Origin of the sequence: Kitasatospora sp. NPDC090091 (genome assembly GCF_044747365.1) — a bacterium.
Lineage (GTDB): Bacteria > Actinomycetota > Actinomycetes > Streptomycetales > Streptomycetaceae > Kitasatospora.
Map to the genome: position 1 here is coordinate 138,645 of NZ_JBIVDY010000014.1, position 14,647 is coordinate 153,291.

Sequence of the window (14,647 nt, forward strand, 5' to 3'; positions counted from 1 at the left end):
GGTCCGAAAATGCGCATAAGCCAATAATCTGGGACACGACGGCGGTTTGCCTCTTCACGAAGCATGGCGAGTCGCCTTGGCACCATGAGGCGCATGACGCAGCTGATGGGCCGTCCGATCGTGGAAGTGCCGGGTGAACTGGGGGCCAGGCCCGTCCTGGCCGACCTGCTCACCGGGGCGCGGACGGCGCTGCTCGGGCTGGCGGCGGTCGCCGTTCCGGTGCTCACGCTCTGGGTGGTGACCCCGTTCGCGGACGACGGTGCGGCCGGGGCCGTCCGGCTCGCCGGTGCGCTCTGGCTGCTCGGACACGGTGCCCCGGTCCTGCGCGGTGCCGCGCAGGCCCCGCTGACCGTCACTCCGCTGCTGCTCGGCCTGCTCGCGGTGGTCCAGCTCCGCCGGGCCGGTGCCCGGGTGGCGGCCCGGCGTGGTCCGCGGCCGCGCTGGGGCGGGCCGTGGGCGGTGTGGTGCGGCTACTGCGCGGTGGCGGGCGCGGTGGTGGCGCAGTGCGCGGGCCCCGGCCTGTTCCGGGCCCGGGTGCTGCCGGACGTCCTGGTGGTGGCGGCGCTGGCCGCCGCGGCGACGCGCTCGGGGGCCCGGGCCGCCCGCCGGCCCGGGCCCGGCGGCGGTGTGGCCGGCCCGGGGTGGTCCGGCCACTGGCGGCAGTGGCTGGACCGGGTGCCGGGGTGGGCGCGGCCCGACGGGGGAGCGCCGGCGGTCCGGGCGGCCGCGCTGGCGGCCGGAGCCGGGCTGGTGGCGGCGGGCGCGCTGGTGGTCACTGTGGCGGCGGTGCTGGCCGCGGTGGGCGGCGCCGGGCCGGCGGCGGCAGCGCCGGCCCGCGGTCCGGCCGCGGTGGCCGGGCTGCTGCTGCTGAGCCTGGCGGTGCTGCCGAACGCGGTGGTCTGGGGCGCGGCGTACGCGCTCGGCCCGGGGTTCGCGGTGGGGGAGGGGACGCTCGTGGCGCCGGCCGGGGCGGTGCTCGGGCCGGTGCCGGACTTCCCGCTGTTCGTGCTGGTGGCGGAGCCGGGGGCGGGCGGCTGGCGGCTCGCGGCCTGCGCGCTGCCGGCGCTGGCCGGGGTGGTCCCGGCCCTGATGCTGGGGCGGGCGGCGGCGGCCGGCCCGCGATGGCCGTACGGCGGGGAGCCGGAGGTACGCGGCAGGGGCGGGCGGCGCCCGGAGGGCGGCGGCTTCGAGGACTACGGGCTGGACGAGCCGGACCCGGCCGACCCGTCGTCCACCGCGACCGGCCCGTGGCATCCGGTGGCGACCGCCGTCGCGGTCCTGGCGGCGGCGCTGCTGACCGGTGCGGCCGCCATGGTGCTCGGCTGGCTCGCCGGCGGGGCGCTGGCCGGGGGCCGGATGGCCGAGCTCGGTCCGGTGCCGTGGCGGACGGGGCTGGCGGCGGCCGGCTGGGTGGCCGTGGTGGCGGTGCCGGGAGCCCTGCTCGCCCGGGCCCGGGCGCTGGCCGGCGCTGCGGCCGGGGCTGCGGCCGGGGAGGGTGCTGAGACCGGGCCCCGGACGGTCGGCGCCGTCGGCCGGTTCGTCGTCACGTTCACCGGCCGGGTCCGCGGGAGCGGGCTCTGGCTGCGGGCCCGGGCGTACGGGCTCGTCCTGCGCCTGAGCGGCGCGCCGATGGCCCCGGACGCCGTCGACGGGCCGGACGGCCCGGACGGGTCGTCCGCACGGTCGACGGCCCCCGCCGCTCCGGCCGCCCCCGCCCCCGGACAGCCCGACACCGACTGAGGCCCGGCGCCGCCCGAGGCCCGACGGCGAGGCCCGGCGCCGACCGAGGACCGGGCGGGACTACTCGCTCTGCCTGGTCACGTCGACGTACCACTTCGGCGCGAGCCGCTCGCAGTTGTCCGCACCGGTCGTGGTGAGCGAGTCCCGGACGCAGGTGACGTAGTCGTTGTAGTAGAGGCTGAGCCCGATCGCCGAGGTCACGAAGACCACGGTCATCGCACCGGTCAGCACCCCGGCGAGCGCCGCCGGGGTGAGCGGGTTCGGAGCGCCGGGCTCGACCGCGGCGGGGGCGGCGGGTGCGCCCCCGGCAGCGCCCGCGGCCGGCTTCGGGGCCCGCATCGCGCCGATGCCCCAGGCGACGGCGAGCGCGCCGACGAACAGGGCGACGTAGTGCAGCGCGGCCAGCGCGCAGATCAGCGAGGCGATGCCGGCCAGCGCGGCGTTCCGGGCCTTGCGCTGCGCCGGGTCGTTCGGGTCGAGGCGGGGCGGCTGCGGGGCCGGGGGACGGGGGTGCCAGCCGCCGCCCTGGTAGCCGGGGCTCCACGGGTGCGGCGGCGGGACCTGCGGGCGCTCCTCCGGTCCGCCCTCGCCGTCGGACGGCTCCGACCCGCCGGTGGGCCGGGGGTTGCGCGGCCGCCACGGCTGGTCCGGGGCATCCGCCGGCGGCGGCGCGAAGGGGTTGCGCTCGCCGGTGTCGTCACCGCTGCTCATGGTTTCAGCCATTCCTTACTCGGTCGGTGGGGCGGACGCCCGCGCCACCCTATGATCCCGCACCCGTCCCGGGGCAGCCCTGCGGCCTGCCGCCGGGCCCGGGACACCCGCCGGGGCGCCCGGCGCGGACGGGCCCGGCGGGCGGGAGGAGATCCCCGTCTCAACTACGCGCGTAGCGCCCGCAGGCCGTTTCAGAGGCCGTCCGACCAGCCGTTATCGTGGTGACGGTCAGCAGCTCACAGAGGTTCCCCGGGGCCCGCGTCGCGGCGGGTTCTCCTGGTGTTCCCCCTCGCTCGACCTGCCGTTCGTAGTGGCCCCACCGCCGGTGGACGTACCAGCGGGCGGCGCCCGACCTACGGAGAATCGCGCAGTGGCCGCCGCCCCCGCTCAGCTCTTCCCGCCCCGCACGCCCGGACCGGCCCGTCTGGTGGTGCTGGTCTCCGGCTCCGGCACCAATCTGCAGGCGCTGATCGAGGCCGCCGCCGACCCGGCCTTCGGTGCGCAGATCCTCGCCGTCGGAGCGGACCGCGACGGCATCGCCGGCCTGGACCGCGCCGAGCGCGCCGGCCTCCCGGTCTTCGTGCACCGGGTGAAGGACCACGCCGACCGCGCCGACTGGGACCGCGCCCTGACCGCCTCCGTCGCCGCGTACGAGCCGGACCTGGTGGTCACCGCCGGCTTCATGAAGATCCTCGGCCCGGCGTTCGTCGCCGCCTTCGCCGGACGGATCGTCAACACCCACCCCGCACTGCTGCCCTCCTTCCCCGGTGCCCACGGCGTCACCGACGCGCTCGCCCACGGGGTGAAGGTCACCGGCTGCACCGTCCACCTGGTCGACTCCGGCGTGGACACCGGGCCGATCATCGCGCAGGGCGTCGTCGAGATCGTCGACGCCGACCACGCCGATGGCGGCGAAGCGCTGCACGAGCGCATCAAGACTGTCGAGCGCAAGCTGCTCGTCGACGTCGTGGGCCGGCTGGCCCGCGAGGGTCACCGCATCGAGGACCGAAAGGTATGGATCCCGGCATGAGTGCCAGCTCCACCACCCCCCCTGTCTCCGAGAACATCCGTCCGATCCGTCGCGCGCTGATCAGCGTGTACGACAAGACCGGTCTGGAGGAGCTGGCCCAGGGCCTGCACGCCGCCGGGGTCGCGATCGTCTCCACCGGCTCCACCGCCGGCCGGATCGCCGCCGCCGGCGTGCCGGTGACCGAGGTCTCCGAGCTGACCGGCTTCCCGGAGTGCCTGGACGGGCGCGTGAAGACGCTGCACCCCCGCGTGCACGCCGGCGTGCTCGCCGACCTGCGCCTGGAGTCGCACCGCGCGCAGCTGGCCGAGCTGGGCGTCGAGCCCTTCGACCTGGTCGTGGTGAACCTCTACCCGTTCAAGGCCACCGTCGCCTCCGGGGCCACCCCGGACGAGTGTGTCGAGCAGATCGACATCGGCGGCCCGAGCATGGTCCGCGCCGCCGCCAAGAACCACCCGTCGGTCGCCGTCGTGGTCGACCCGGCCCGCTACGGCGACGTGCTGAAGGCGGCCCAGGAGGGCGGCTTCGACCTGGCCACCCGCAAGCGCCTGGCCGGTGCCGCGTTCGCCCACACCGCCGCGTACGACGTCGCGGTCGCCTCCTGGTTCGAGGCCGGCTACGCGCCGAGCGACGAGCGGTTCCCGGAGTTCCTGGGCGGCACCTACGAGCGCCAGAACGTGCTGCGCTACGGCGAGAACCCGCACCAGGGCGCCGCTCTCTACGTCGACGGCACCGGCGGCCTGGCGGGCGCCGAGCAGCTGCACGGCAAGGAGATGTCGTACAACAACTACGTCGACACCGACGCCGCCCGCCGCGCCGCGTACGACCACGCCGAGCCGGCCGTCGCGATCATCAAGCACGCCAACCCGTGCGGCATCGCGACCGGCGCCGACGTCGCCGAGGCGCACCGCAAGGCGCACGAGTGCGACCCGGTCTCCGCGTACGGCGGCGTGATCGCGGTCAACCGCCCGGTCAGCGTCGAGCTGGCCGAGCAGATCGCCCCGATCTTCACCGAGGTCGTCGTGGCCCCGGGCTACGAGGACGGCGCCGTCGAGGTGCTGGCCCGGAAGAAGAACCTGCGGGTGCTGCTCGCCCCCGAGGCGCCGGCCAACCGCCAGGAGCTGCGCCCGATCTCCGGCGGCGTGCTGCTGCAGGAGACCGACCGGGTGCACGCCGAGGGCGACGACCCGGCGACCTGGACGCTGGCCACCGGTGAGGCGCTGTCCGGGGCCGAGCTGGCCGAGCTGGCCTTCGCCTGGCGGGCCTGCCGGGCCGTCAAGTCCAACGCGATCCTGCTGGCCAAGGGCGGCGCCTCGGTGGGCGTCGGCATGGGCCAGGTCAACCGGGTCGACTCGGCGAAGCTCGCGGTCGAGCGGGCCGGTGAGCGGGCCAAGGGCTCGTACGCGGCGTCCGACGCGTTCTTCCCGTTCGCGGACGGCCTGCAGATCCTGATCGACGGCGGCGTCAAGGCCGTGGTCCAGCCCGGCGGTTCGATCCGTGACGAGGAGGTCGTCGCGGCGGCCGCCGCGGCCGGCGTGACGATGTACTTCACCGGCACCCGCCACTTCTTCCACTGACGGTACGACAGAGCGGCCCGGCCCCCTCCGCGGGGACCGGGCCGCTCCGTCGTGTGTGCGGGAACCGCTACTTCTTGATCACCAGCGTGCCGGCGGCACGGTCGTGCCAGCCCTGCAGCTTGCCGGAGTTGTCGAAGAACGGCGACAGGTAGACCAGCGCGGCACCGATGTAGCAGAGGAAGGCGCCGACGATCGGGATGATGAAGCGGATGAAGCCGCCGCCGAGGCCGGGGACCTGGCCGGTGCTCTCCTTGACCACGCGCAGGCCCATGGCCATCTTGCCGAGGGTGGCGCCCGCGAACGAGACCATCAGCCACTCGTAGAGCAGGTTGAACAGCGAGAGCACGCCGACCATGATCATCATGGTGACGAAGAAGCCGGCGGCGGCCTCGTTGTTGCTGTTCAGGCAGTCGTAGTACGCGGAGTTGGAGCCGCTGTACGAGTACAGGCCGCTGCAGTCCTTCTGGTCCTTGGCGATGCCGAGCGCGCTGGCCAGGCCGAGCGCCATCACCAGCGCGATGATCGCGCCGATCGCGAGACCGTCGATCAGGCGGGCCAGGAACCGCTGGCCCATGGTGGCGAGCTTCACCGCACCCAGGTGGTGGAGGTTGATGTAGCCGTTGTTCGCCTGGAGGGTGCCCGGCATCGGCGTGTACCCGTACGCCTGCTGCTGCGGGACGCCGTAGGCCGGGGCCTGCGGCGGCTGCTGCGGGTAGCCGTAGCCGGCAGCCGGCGGAGCCTGCTGCGGGTAGCCGTAGCCCTGCGGCGGCTGCTGGCCGTACGGGTTGTTCGGGTCGGGCGGGTAACTCATCGATGCCTCCGGGCAGGATGTGGGGACTGGTGGCGGGACAGCACGGGACCCGGAACGGACCGCCGGTCGGGCCTGCGGTCGCTCGGGAGGGTGGCGGAGCGCGGCGACGAAGGGGGCGCGCAGGAAGCGGCGCCCGCCGTCCGGCTCAGAGCCGTGGGAAGCGCGGGAACGAGGGCCGTGGTGCGGACGGGAGCAACCAGGGCTGCGGGCACGGCGGCACGCCGCCGTGGCGGTCGGGCGGCACGGTCTGGTGTGGTCGGCTCACTCTGTTCTTCCCCCGGGTACGCCCCGCCGGTGTGTCCGTCGGCCCGTCACCGGGCCGGATGCGGCAGGGAATGCCCGCTCATCGTCAACCCGACCACCCGGCGCTGTCCAGCCGCGTTCGCGCACCGGACCGGACTGTGGCGCAACCGCAACGTGGGCCGCACCCTCCGGGCCCGCCGGGCGGCCGCGGACCGGACCTCCGCGGGGGTGCCGCCGGGGCTGGCGCGGAAGCTTGCGGCGATCCGGGAGAATGGGGTCATGACTGCCCAGATTCTCGATGGCAAGGCCACCGCGGCCGCGATCAAGTCCGAACTCGCCGCCCGCGTGGCGGCCCTCAAGGCGAAGGGTGTCACGCCCGGCCTCGGCACCGTCCTGGTCGGCGACGACCCGGGCAGCCGCTGGTACGTCAACGGCAAGCACCGGGACTGCGCGGAGGTCGGCATCGCCTCGATCCAGCGCGAACTGCCCGCCACCGCGACCCAGGAGGACGTCGAGAACGTCGTCCGCGAGCTGAACGCCGACCCGGCCTGCACCGGCTACATCGTCCAGCTCCCGCTGCCCACGGGCCTCGACCAGAACCCGGTCCTGGAGCTGATGGACCCGGACAAGGACGCCGACGGCCTGCACCCGACCTCGCTCGGCCGCCTCGCGCTCGGCATCGAGGGCCCGCTGCCCTGCACCCCGCTGGGCATCGTCGAGCTGCTGCGCCGCCACGACGTCGAGATCAACGGCGCCGAGGTGGTCGTGATCGGCCGCGGCGTCACCGTCGGCCGTTCGATCGGCCTGCTGCTCACCCGCCGCAGCGAGAACGCCACCGTCACCCTCTGCCACACCGGCACCAAGGACCTCGGCTACCACCTGCGCAAGGCGGACATCGTCGTGGCCGCCGCGGGCGTGCCGCACCTGGTCAAGCCGGAGGACGTCAAGCCCGGCGCGGCCGTGCTGGACGTCGGCGTCAGCCGCAGCGAGGGCAAGATCGTCGGCGACGTCCACCCGGGCGTGGCCGAGGTGGCCGGCTGGATCTCCCCGAACCCCGGCGGCGTGGGCCCGATGACCCGCGCGATGCTGCTCAACAACATCGTCGTGGCGGCCGAGCGCCGCGCCGGCGTCTGACACCAGAGGGATTGGGACGTCCAGCCATGAGTGAGGCACGGTCGCGGCGCAGGCCGGTCAAGACCACCGGCACGCTGCCCCCCGAGGGCTCGGCCGCGGCGCTGGGGCGCGAGCACTCGCTCCCGGTGCGGCAGTGGCCGATAACGCTGGTCCTGCTGGTGGTCGGCGCCGGGCTCGCCGTCACCTGGTTCGCCGACTTCCAGGACGGCTTCAAGTACGGCCTGCTGATCCTCGGCGGCGGCGTGCTGCTCGGCGCGGTGCTGCGGCTGGTCCTGCCCGAGGTCGGCATGCTCGCGGTGCGCAGCCGGTTCACCGACGTGATCGTGCTGAGCGTCATGGGCGTCTCGATCGTGCTGCTGACGCTGGTGGCCCAGCCCAACCCGTGGCTGGAGATCTCGCTGCTCGACAACATCGGCCAGCTGATCGGCCGCCCGCGGCGCTGACGCCGGCCCCGGAGCAGTCACCGACAGCGGCGCCCGCCCGGAATCCCCGGGCGGGGGCCGCTGCTTCTGTGACGTATCAGCCACGCCCGCACACGCGGCGTAGGCTTCCCTTTGCGATAACCTGACGCCGGTCTCTCGACGTCGAGAGACCGTCCTCGGCTCCAGTGCGCCGGTGTGCCTGGGGCACCTGGCGATTTGCTGGAGAAGGTAGAAATGACCCGCACCCCCGTCAACGTCACCATCACCGGAGCGGCCGGCCAGATCGGCTACGCGCTGCTCTTCCGCATCGCCTCGGGCCACCTGCTCGGCGCCGACGTGCCGGTGAACCTGCGCCTCCTGGAGATCCCGCAGGGCCTCAAGGCCGCCGAGGGCACCGCCATGGAGCTCGTCGACTGCGCCTTCCCGCTGCTGCGCGACATCAAGATCACCGACAGCGCCAACGAGGCCTTCGACGGCGCCAACGTCGCGCTGCTGGTCGGCGCCCGCCCGCGCACCGCCGGCATGGAGCGCGGCGACCTGCTGCAGGCCAACGGCGGCATCTTCGGCCCGCAGGGCAAGGCCATCAACGGCCACGCCGCGGACGACATCAAGGTCCTGGTCGTCGGCAACCCGGCCAACACCAACGCCCTGATCGCCCAGCGCAACGCCCCGGACGTCCCGGCCGAGCGCTTCACCGCGATGACCCGCCTGGACCACAACCGCGCGCTCGGCCAGCTGGCCCTGAAGACCGGCGCCACGGTCGGCGACATCAAGCGCGTCACCATCTGGGGCAACCACTCCGCCACCCAGTACCCGGACATCTTCCAGGCCGAGATCGCCGGCAAGCCGGCCTTCGAGGCCGTCGGTGCCGACCAGGCCTGGCTGGAGGGTGACTTCATCCCGACCGTCGCCAAGCGCGGTGCGGCCATCATCGACGCCCGCGGCGCCTCCTCGGCCGCCTCGGCCGCCAACGCCGCCATCGACCACGTCTTCACCTGGGTCAACGGCACCGCCGAGGGCGACTGGACCTCCGCGGGTGTCGTCTCCGACGGCTCCTACGGCGTGCCGGAGGGCCTGATCTCCTCCTTCCCGGTCACCGCCAAGGACGGCAAGTTCGAGATCGTCCAGGGTCTGGAGATCTCCGAGTTCTCCCGCGGCCGCATCGACGCCTCGGTCAACGAGCTGGTCGAGGAGCGCGACGCGGTCCAGGGCCTCGGCCTGATCTGAGCGCAGCTCCGCTGAGCGACCCGGCCCGCCGCCTCACCACGAGGCGGCGGGCCGTCGCTCTGGGGTGCCCCTACACTGCCCCCCGTGAGCGAAACCATCGAAGACGCGGCGCTCGTCCTCGTCTTCATCATGCTGGGCGGCCTGTTCAACGTCGCGGAGATCTCGCTGATCTCGCTGCGGGAGGGCCAGATCCGGTCGCTGGAGGCGCGCGGCACCCGCCGGGCGGCCCGCGCCGCGCACCTGGCCGCCGACCCGAACCGCTTCCTGGCCGCCGTCCAGGTCGGCGTGACCTGCATGGGCTTCCTCTCCGCCGCCTTCGGCGCGGACACCCTGGCCGGCAAGGTGGCCCCGCTGTTCGTCGAGGCGGGGCTCAGCGAGGGCGTCGCCGACGCGGTCGCCCTGGTCGGGCTGACCCTGGTGATCAGCTACGTCTCGCTGGTGCTCGGCGAGCTCACCCCGAAGCGGATCGGCCTCCAGCGCGCCGACTCCATCGCGGTGCTGTCCGCCCCGGTGGTGGACGTGATGTCGGTGGTGCTGCGCCCGGCGATCTGGCTGCTCGGCCACTCCACCAACCTGATGGTCCGTCTGCTCGGCGGCGACCCGGCGGCCGGCCGCGGCTCGATGAGCTCCGAGGAGCTGCGCGGCCTCGTCGCCGCCAACACCGAACTCGGCAGCGACCAGCGCGCCCTGATCGCGGACGTGTTCTCGGCCGGCGAGCGCCAGCTGCGCGAGGTGATGGTGCCGCGGACCGAGGTGACCTTCCTGGACGCAGAGCAGCCGCTCGGCGAGGTCCGCGAGCAGGCCGGCTCCGCCCCGCACTCGCGCTACCCGGTGGTCGAGGGCAGCTACGACGCGGTCACCGGCTTCGTGCACGTCCGCGACCTCTACGGCGCCCGCGGCGAGCAGGCGGTGAAGGTCCGTGACCTGGCCCGCCCGGTCAAGCTGCTGCCCGGCACCAAGCGGGTGCTGGAGGCGATGGGCGAGATGCGCCGCGAGGGCCACCACCTGGCGATCGTGGTCGACGAGTACGGCGGCACCGCCGGCATCGTCACCCTGGAGGACCTGGTGGAGGAGGTGATCGGCGAGATCCGGGACGAGTACGACTCGCAGGAGCCGACCACCACCCGCCGGCTGGCCGGCGGCGGCATGGAGCTGGACGGCCTGCTGAACCTCGGCGACTTCACCGAGGAGACCGGCGTCACCCTTCCGGAGGGCCCGTACGAGACGGTGGCCGGCTGTCTGGTGGCCGCGCTGGGCCGGCTGCCGGCCGACGGTGACCAGGTCAGGATCCCGATCGGTGACGAGGAGGTCCGGCTGACGGTGGCGAAGCTGGAGGGCCGGCGGATCGCCCGGGTGAGGGTGAGTGCGGTCACACTGTCGGAACCTCCAGGGGCGGACGTTTCCTGAGCGGTCGGTGGAACTGGAACAATGGCCCCCATGGTCAACGCAGCGGTCACTGGTCCGGTCAAGGACCGTCCCCGGGTGCTCTCCGGGATCCAGCCCACCTCCGGCTCGTTCCACCTGGGCAACTACCTGGGCGCGGTGCGCCAGTGGGTCGACCTGCAGGAGGCCAACGACGCCTTCTACATGGTGGTCGACCTGCACGCGATCACCGTGCCGCAGGACCCGAAGCTGCTGCGCGAGAACACCCGGGTCTCCGCCGCCCAGCTGCTCGGCGCCGGTCTGGACCCGGAGCACTGCACCCTGTTCGTCCAGTCGCACGTCCCCGAGCACGCGCAGCTCGGCTGGGTGATGAACTGCCTCACCGGCTTCGGCGAGGCCGCCCGGATGACGCAGTTCAAGGACAAGTCCGCCAAGCAGGGTGCGGACAGCACCACGGTCGGCCTGTTCACCTACCCGATCCTCCAGATCGCCGACATCCTGCTCTACCAGGCCGACGCCGTCCCGGTCGGTGAGGACCAGCGCCAGCACGTGGAGATCACCCGCGACGTCGCGGAGCGCTTCAACACCCGCTACAGCCCGACCTTCACCGTGCCGAAGCCGTACATCCTCAAGGAGACGGCGAAGATCCAGGACCTCCAGGACCCGGCCGTCAAGATGAGCAAGTCGGCCTCCTCGCCCAAGGGCCTGGTCAACCTGCTGGACGAGCCGAAGGCCAGCGCCAAGAAGTTCAAGAGCGCCGTCACCGACACCGGCACCGTCGTCTCCTACGACGAGGAGGAGAAGCCGGGCGTCTCCAACCTGCTGCGGATCCACTCGGCGCTCAGCGGCCAGACGGTGGAGCAGCTGGTCGCCCACTTCGAGGGCAAGATGTACGGCGCCCTGAAGACCGAGCTGGCCGAGCTGTTCACCGAGTGGGTGACGCCCTTCCAGGAGCGCACCCGCACCTTCCTGGACGACCCGGCCGAGCTGGACCGGGTGCTGGCGATCGGCGCCGACAAGGCCCGCGCGGTGGCGTCGCAGACCCTGGAGACGGTGTACGACCGGATCGGCTTCCTCCCGGCCGCCAAGCGGTGACCGGCAACTCGCCGTCCGCCTCCGGGCACCCCGCCGACGAGTCCCTCCCCGCCGAGCCCTTCGGCGGGGAGGTGCTCACCATCGGCGTGTCCGTGAGCGTCCCGGAGCCGTACGGCTCGGCGGTCCAGGACGCCCGGGCCGGGCACGGCGACCCGCTGGCCCGCTCGATACCCACGCACGTCACCCTGCTGCCGCCCACCGAGGTGGCGGCCGCGGACCTGCCGAAGATCGAGGAGCACCTCGCGACGGTGGCGCGCGCGCACCGGCCGTTCCGGATGCTGCTGCAGGGCAGCGGCACCTTCCGGCCGGTCTCCCCGGTGGTCTTCGTCCGGGTGGAGGAGGGCGCGCAGGAGTGCCGGCTGCTGGAGGCGGACATCCGCTCCGGCCCGCTGGCGCGGGAGCTGGCCTTCCCGTACCACCCGCACGTCACGGTGGCGCACGGCCTGCCGGACGACGTGCTGGACCGGGCGTTCGAGCAGGCCCGCGGCTTCCGGGCGGCCTTCCCGGTGCCCGGCTTCAGCCTCTCCCGCTTCGACGAGGACGAGGTCTGGCGGCCCTGGCGGGCGTACGACTTCTCCTGAGCGCCCGGCGGTCACGGTGGCCGTGCCGTCCCGGCGGCCCCGGGGCCCGGGCGGTCAGGCCCGCCCGAGCCGGAGCATCCGGTCGACCACCCGGCCTGCGGCGCCGCCGTCGTCCAGCCCGCAGTGCTCGGCCCGGAACCGGCGGTGGCGCTCCTCGTAGCCGGCGGGCACCGCGGCGCCGCGGTCGGCGAGCTCGCGCAGTTCGTGCAGGAGCTCGGCGGAGGTGGGGACGAGCGGCCCCGGTGCCTGCGCCTCGAAGTCGAAGTAGAAGCCGCGCAGGGTGTCGCGGTAGTGCTCCAGGTCGTAGGTGAAGAAGAGCAGCGGGCGACCGGTGATCGCGAAGTCGAACATGATCGACGAGTAGTCGGTGACCAGCACGTCCGCGATCAGCAGCAGCTCCTGGACGTCCGGGTAGTCGCCGCAGTCCCAGAGGAAGCCGTCCCCGGCGCCGGGCAACGGCTCGCGGACGTGCACGTGCGGGCGGATCAGCAGCACGTGGTCGCGGCCGAGGGTGTGCCGGGCCCGGTCGAGGTCGATCTTCAGGTCCAGCCGGAACCCGTCGCCGTCGCCGTGCTGCTGGTCCTCGCGCCAGGTCGGCGCGTACAGCACCACCCGCTTGCCGTCCGGGATGCCGAGCCGGCGTCGGACCGCCGCGATGCGGCCGGCGTCCGGCCGGGCCAGTACGTCGCCGCGCGGGTAGCCGGACTCCAGGATCTCGCCGTCGAAGCGGAACGCCCGGCGCAGGATCGGGGTGGCGAACGCGCTGGGGGAGAGCAGCAGGCTCCACTGCGGGGTCTCCCGGTCGAGTGCCTCCAGGTAGCCGTGGTCGGCCAGCCAGGGGTTGTCGACGTCGTGGGCGATCCGCTTGAGCAGCGAGCCGTGCCAGGTCTGGACGACCACCTGGCCGGGGCGGCGGCGCAGGAAGTCCGGGAAGTGCGTGTTGCCGACCAGGTACCGGCTGGTGGCCAGCGCCCGGTACCACTCGGGGCTCCAGATCCGCACCGGGCGCACCCCGGCGGGCAGTTCGGCCTGGGCGTCGTCGACCACCCACAGGTGCTCCAGCGGGGCACCGCGGCGGGCGAGTTCGGCGTGCACCGCGCGTGGGGAGTCGGAGTAGCCGCGGCCGCCGAAGACGTCGTACAGCACCGCGTCGCGCAGCGGCTCGCGGCGGGCGGCCGGGTAGCCGGCGGTGCGCTGGCGGGTCTGGGTCCAGGCGCTGCGCTCGGTGGCGGTGAGGACGGGCGTGGAGTCCAGCAGCAGGGTGTCGTGCCAGCGGCGCTGGAGCAGGATCCGCTTGCCGCCGGCCTGGGTGGCGGTGGGCAGCGCGGGGACGAGGGCGGGCGCGGCGATCAGCGGGCGCCGCGGACCGGGCCGGCCGGCCGGGTGGAGGGCGGCCTCCCAGACGCCCTTGCGCAGCGGCAGGGCGGCGCCGTCGGAGCCGGTGCGGGTGGCGGGCAGGTGGATCCGGAAGCGTCCGTCGGCGCCGAGCTCGACCGGGTGGCGGACCTCGCCGGCGGTGCCGCTGTGCCGCAGGACCAGCTCGAACGGTCCGGTGCCGGGGCAGTGACCGGTGAGCTCGAATCCGCCGGCCCGCGGCTCGGCCCGCTCGACGTAGCCGGCCGGCGGCTGGACGCAGAACTGGAGCCGGCCGTCGGACAGGTGCTTGAGGTAGAGCGCCCGGTCGGGCGCGCCGGGCAGCCGGTGCTGGCCGGCCACCGGGCCGCCGCGCTCGTCCAGGGTGAGCTGCTCGGTGGAGCCGTCCGGCCGCAGCAGCTCGGCGTCCCAGTGCTCCAGCTCGCGGGTGCCGCGGCCGTCCGCGGTGAACGGCCGGTACGGCAGGTGGACGGCGAAGCTGTTGCCGGTGCGGGCGACCGGGCGCTCGACGACGGCGTCGCTCTCGCGGTGGCGCAGCCGCAGCACGGAGCCGGACGGGCAGTGGTCGGCGGTGCCGCGCAGGTCGAGGCCGTCCGCGTCGGGGACGGCGTGGGTGAGCCGGACGCCGGGGCGTTCGAGCAGCAGGCAGAGCCGGCCGTCCTCGAACCGGGGCTGGAGCCGGACGTCCCGGTCGACCCAGCGGGCGGGCGGGTACTCGCCGGAGCCGCACCAGTGCGGGGCGAGCAGGCCGTACTGGCGGCGCAGCCGGGTGGGGCGGGGGCGGGTGAAGAGGGTGGCCTCGACCTGCCACTCGCCGAGCAGCCACTCCTCGCCGCGCCGGAGCCGGCGCGGCTCGATCAGGGCGGTGAATCCGGACCAGTCGTGGTTGTGGTCGGGCTGGGCGCTGTCGTCGGTGACCTCGGGCAGACGGCGCGGCCTGGTGCGGAGGTGGACCGGGGGCTCGTCCTCGCTGCGGTGCAGGGTCAGCCAGGTCCAGGCGGAGCCGGGGCGGGCGGTGTCCGCGTCCTCGGGGCGGGCGAAGCCGGTGAGCTCCAGCCCGCGGGCGCTCCAGCGGGCACGCAGTAGGCCGAAGACGGCCTCCTCGTCGGCGGGTGGCAGGCCGTCCGCGGACCGGGGATCGGCATGCGGCAGTACGAGCCGGGTGAGGACAGGCATGGGAGGTCCTTCGGAGCGGGATCCGGTCCATGGCGGCGGGCCGGAGACCTGCGCACGGTGGGGGGAAGTGCGAAGGCCAATGCGCATCCCATACCGGAATGACACCCGGGGTCAACTGTACGGTCCGGCAGATTTGCTCGGAAATT

At 74.2% G+C, this 14,647-nt stretch carries 12 protein-coding genes; 9 read left to right on the plus strand and 3 right to left on the minus strand.

Annotation, left to right across the window (positions count from 1 at the left end; all coding sequences use genetic code 11):
- Positions 1-93: 93 nt before the first annotated feature.
- Entirely contained in the window at positions 94-1,740 is a 1,647-nt protein-coding gene (locus tag ACIPSC_RS24585; protein WP_400828217.1) for a DUF6350 family protein, read from the plus strand.
- 60 nt (positions 1,741-1,800) lie between these two features.
- Here ACIPSC_RS24585 and ACIPSC_RS24590 read toward each other — a convergent pair whose 3' ends face one another.
- The gene (locus tag ACIPSC_RS24590) at positions 1,801-2,451 is read right to left on the minus strand and encodes a hypothetical protein (protein WP_400828218.1); all 651 of its coding nucleotides are present in this window, start codon (positions 2,449-2,451) and stop codon (positions 1,801-1,803) included.
- A 370-nt stretch (positions 2,452-2,821) separates the two neighbouring features.
- Here ACIPSC_RS24590 and purN point away from each other — a divergent pair, with 370 nt between their 5' ends.
- Both purN and purH read left to right on the plus strand, forming a co-directional pair.
- On the plus strand, positions 2,822-3,481 hold the full coding sequence (gene purN / locus ACIPSC_RS24595; protein ID WP_400828219.1) for a phosphoribosylglycinamide formyltransferase: 660 nt from the start codon (positions 2,822-2,824) through the stop codon (positions 3,479-3,481).
- Positions 3,478-5,055, plus strand: coding sequence for a bifunctional phosphoribosylaminoimidazolecarboxamide formyltransferase/IMP cyclohydrolase (gene purH / locus ACIPSC_RS24600; RefSeq protein ID WP_400828220.1), 1,578 nt, complete (start codon positions 3,478-3,480; stop codon positions 5,053-5,055). Before purN ends, purH begins: the two co-directional genes overlap by 4 nt.
- A 67-nt stretch (positions 5,056-5,122) precedes the next feature.
- Here the strand turns inward: purH and ACIPSC_RS24605 are convergent, their stop codons facing one another.
- Positions 5,123-5,866 carry an RDD family protein gene (locus tag ACIPSC_RS24605; protein WP_400828221.1) on the minus strand — a complete coding sequence of 248 codons (744 nt, stop codon included), beginning with the start codon at positions 5,864-5,866 and terminating at the stop codon, positions 5,123-5,125.
- Between the two features lie 522 nt (positions 5,867-6,388).
- Between ACIPSC_RS24605 and ACIPSC_RS24610 the strand changes: the two genes are divergently transcribed.
- The 6 genes from ACIPSC_RS24610 (at position 6,389) to ACIPSC_RS24635 (ending at position 11,951) form a co-directional block, all read left to right on the plus strand.
- Positions 6,389-7,243, plus strand: coding sequence for a bifunctional methylenetetrahydrofolate dehydrogenase/methenyltetrahydrofolate cyclohydrolase (locus ACIPSC_RS24610; RefSeq protein WP_400828222.1), 855 nt, complete (start codon positions 6,389-6,391; stop codon positions 7,241-7,243).
- Between the two features lie 26 nt (positions 7,244-7,269).
- Positions 7,270-7,686: a DUF3017 domain-containing protein gene (locus ACIPSC_RS24615; protein WP_313764132.1), complete on the plus strand. Its 417-nt coding sequence runs from the start codon at positions 7,270-7,272 to the stop codon at positions 7,684-7,686.
- Positions 7,687-7,899: 213 nt separating this feature from the next.
- Positions 7,900-8,892 carry a malate dehydrogenase gene (locus tag ACIPSC_RS24620; protein WP_400828223.1) on the plus strand — a complete coding sequence of 331 codons (993 nt, stop codon included), beginning with the start codon at positions 7,900-7,902 and terminating at the stop codon, positions 8,890-8,892.
- Positions 8,893-8,976: 84 nt separating this feature from the next.
- On the plus strand, positions 8,977-10,299 hold the full coding sequence (locus ACIPSC_RS24625; protein ID WP_400828224.1) for a hemolysin family protein: 1,323 nt from the start codon (positions 8,977-8,979) through the stop codon (positions 10,297-10,299).
- A 75-nt stretch (positions 10,300-10,374) separates the two neighbouring features.
- Positions 10,375-11,370, plus strand: a complete 996-nt coding sequence (gene trpS, locus ACIPSC_RS24630) for a tryptophan--tRNA ligase (protein ID WP_400828309.1) — start codon at positions 10,375-10,377, stop codon at positions 11,368-11,370.
- Positions 11,367-11,951 carry a 2'-5' RNA ligase family protein gene (locus ACIPSC_RS24635; protein WP_400828225.1) on the plus strand — a complete coding sequence of 195 codons (585 nt, stop codon included), beginning with the start codon at positions 11,367-11,369 and terminating at the stop codon, positions 11,949-11,951. Before trpS ends, ACIPSC_RS24635 begins: the two co-directional genes overlap by 4 nt.
- Positions 11,952-12,005: 54 nt before the next feature.
- Here the strand turns inward: ACIPSC_RS24635 and ACIPSC_RS24640 are convergent, their stop codons facing one another.
- On the minus strand, positions 12,006-14,501 hold the full coding sequence (locus ACIPSC_RS24640; protein ID WP_400828226.1) for a CDP-glycerol glycerophosphotransferase family protein: 2,496 nt from the start codon (positions 14,499-14,501) through the stop codon (positions 12,006-12,008).
- Positions 14,502-14,647 lie beyond the last annotated feature (146 nt).

Bases quoted from the DNA above. Each gene is read 5' to 3' on its own strand.
- ACIPSC_RS24585 (WP_400828217.1), top strand. From the start codon at position 94: ATGACGCAGCTGATGGGCCGTCCGATCGTGGAAGTGCCGGGTGAACTG.
- ACIPSC_RS24590 (WP_400828218.1), bottom strand. From the start codon at position 2,451: ATGAGCAGCGGTGACGACACCGGCGAGCGCAACCCCTTCGCGCCGCCG.
- purH (WP_400828220.1), top strand. From the start codon at position 3,478: ATGAGTGCCAGCTCCACCACCCCCCCTGTCTCCGAGAACATCCGTCCG.
- ACIPSC_RS24605 (WP_400828221.1), bottom strand. From the start codon at position 5,866: ATGAGTTACCCGCCCGACCCGAACAACCCGTACGGCCAGCAGCCGCCG.
- ACIPSC_RS24610 (WP_400828222.1), top strand. From the start codon at position 6,389: ATGACTGCCCAGATTCTCGATGGCAAGGCCACCGCGGCCGCGATCAAG.
- ACIPSC_RS24615 (WP_313764132.1), top strand. From the start codon at position 7,270: ATGAGTGAGGCACGGTCGCGGCGCAGGCCGGTCAAGACCACCGGCACG.
- ACIPSC_RS24620 (WP_400828223.1), top strand. From the start codon at position 7,900: ATGACCCGCACCCCCGTCAACGTCACCATCACCGGAGCGGCCGGCCAG.
- ACIPSC_RS24640 (WP_400828226.1), bottom strand. From the start codon at position 14,501: ATGCCTGTCCTCACCCGGCTCGTACTGCCGCATGCCGATCCCCGGTCC.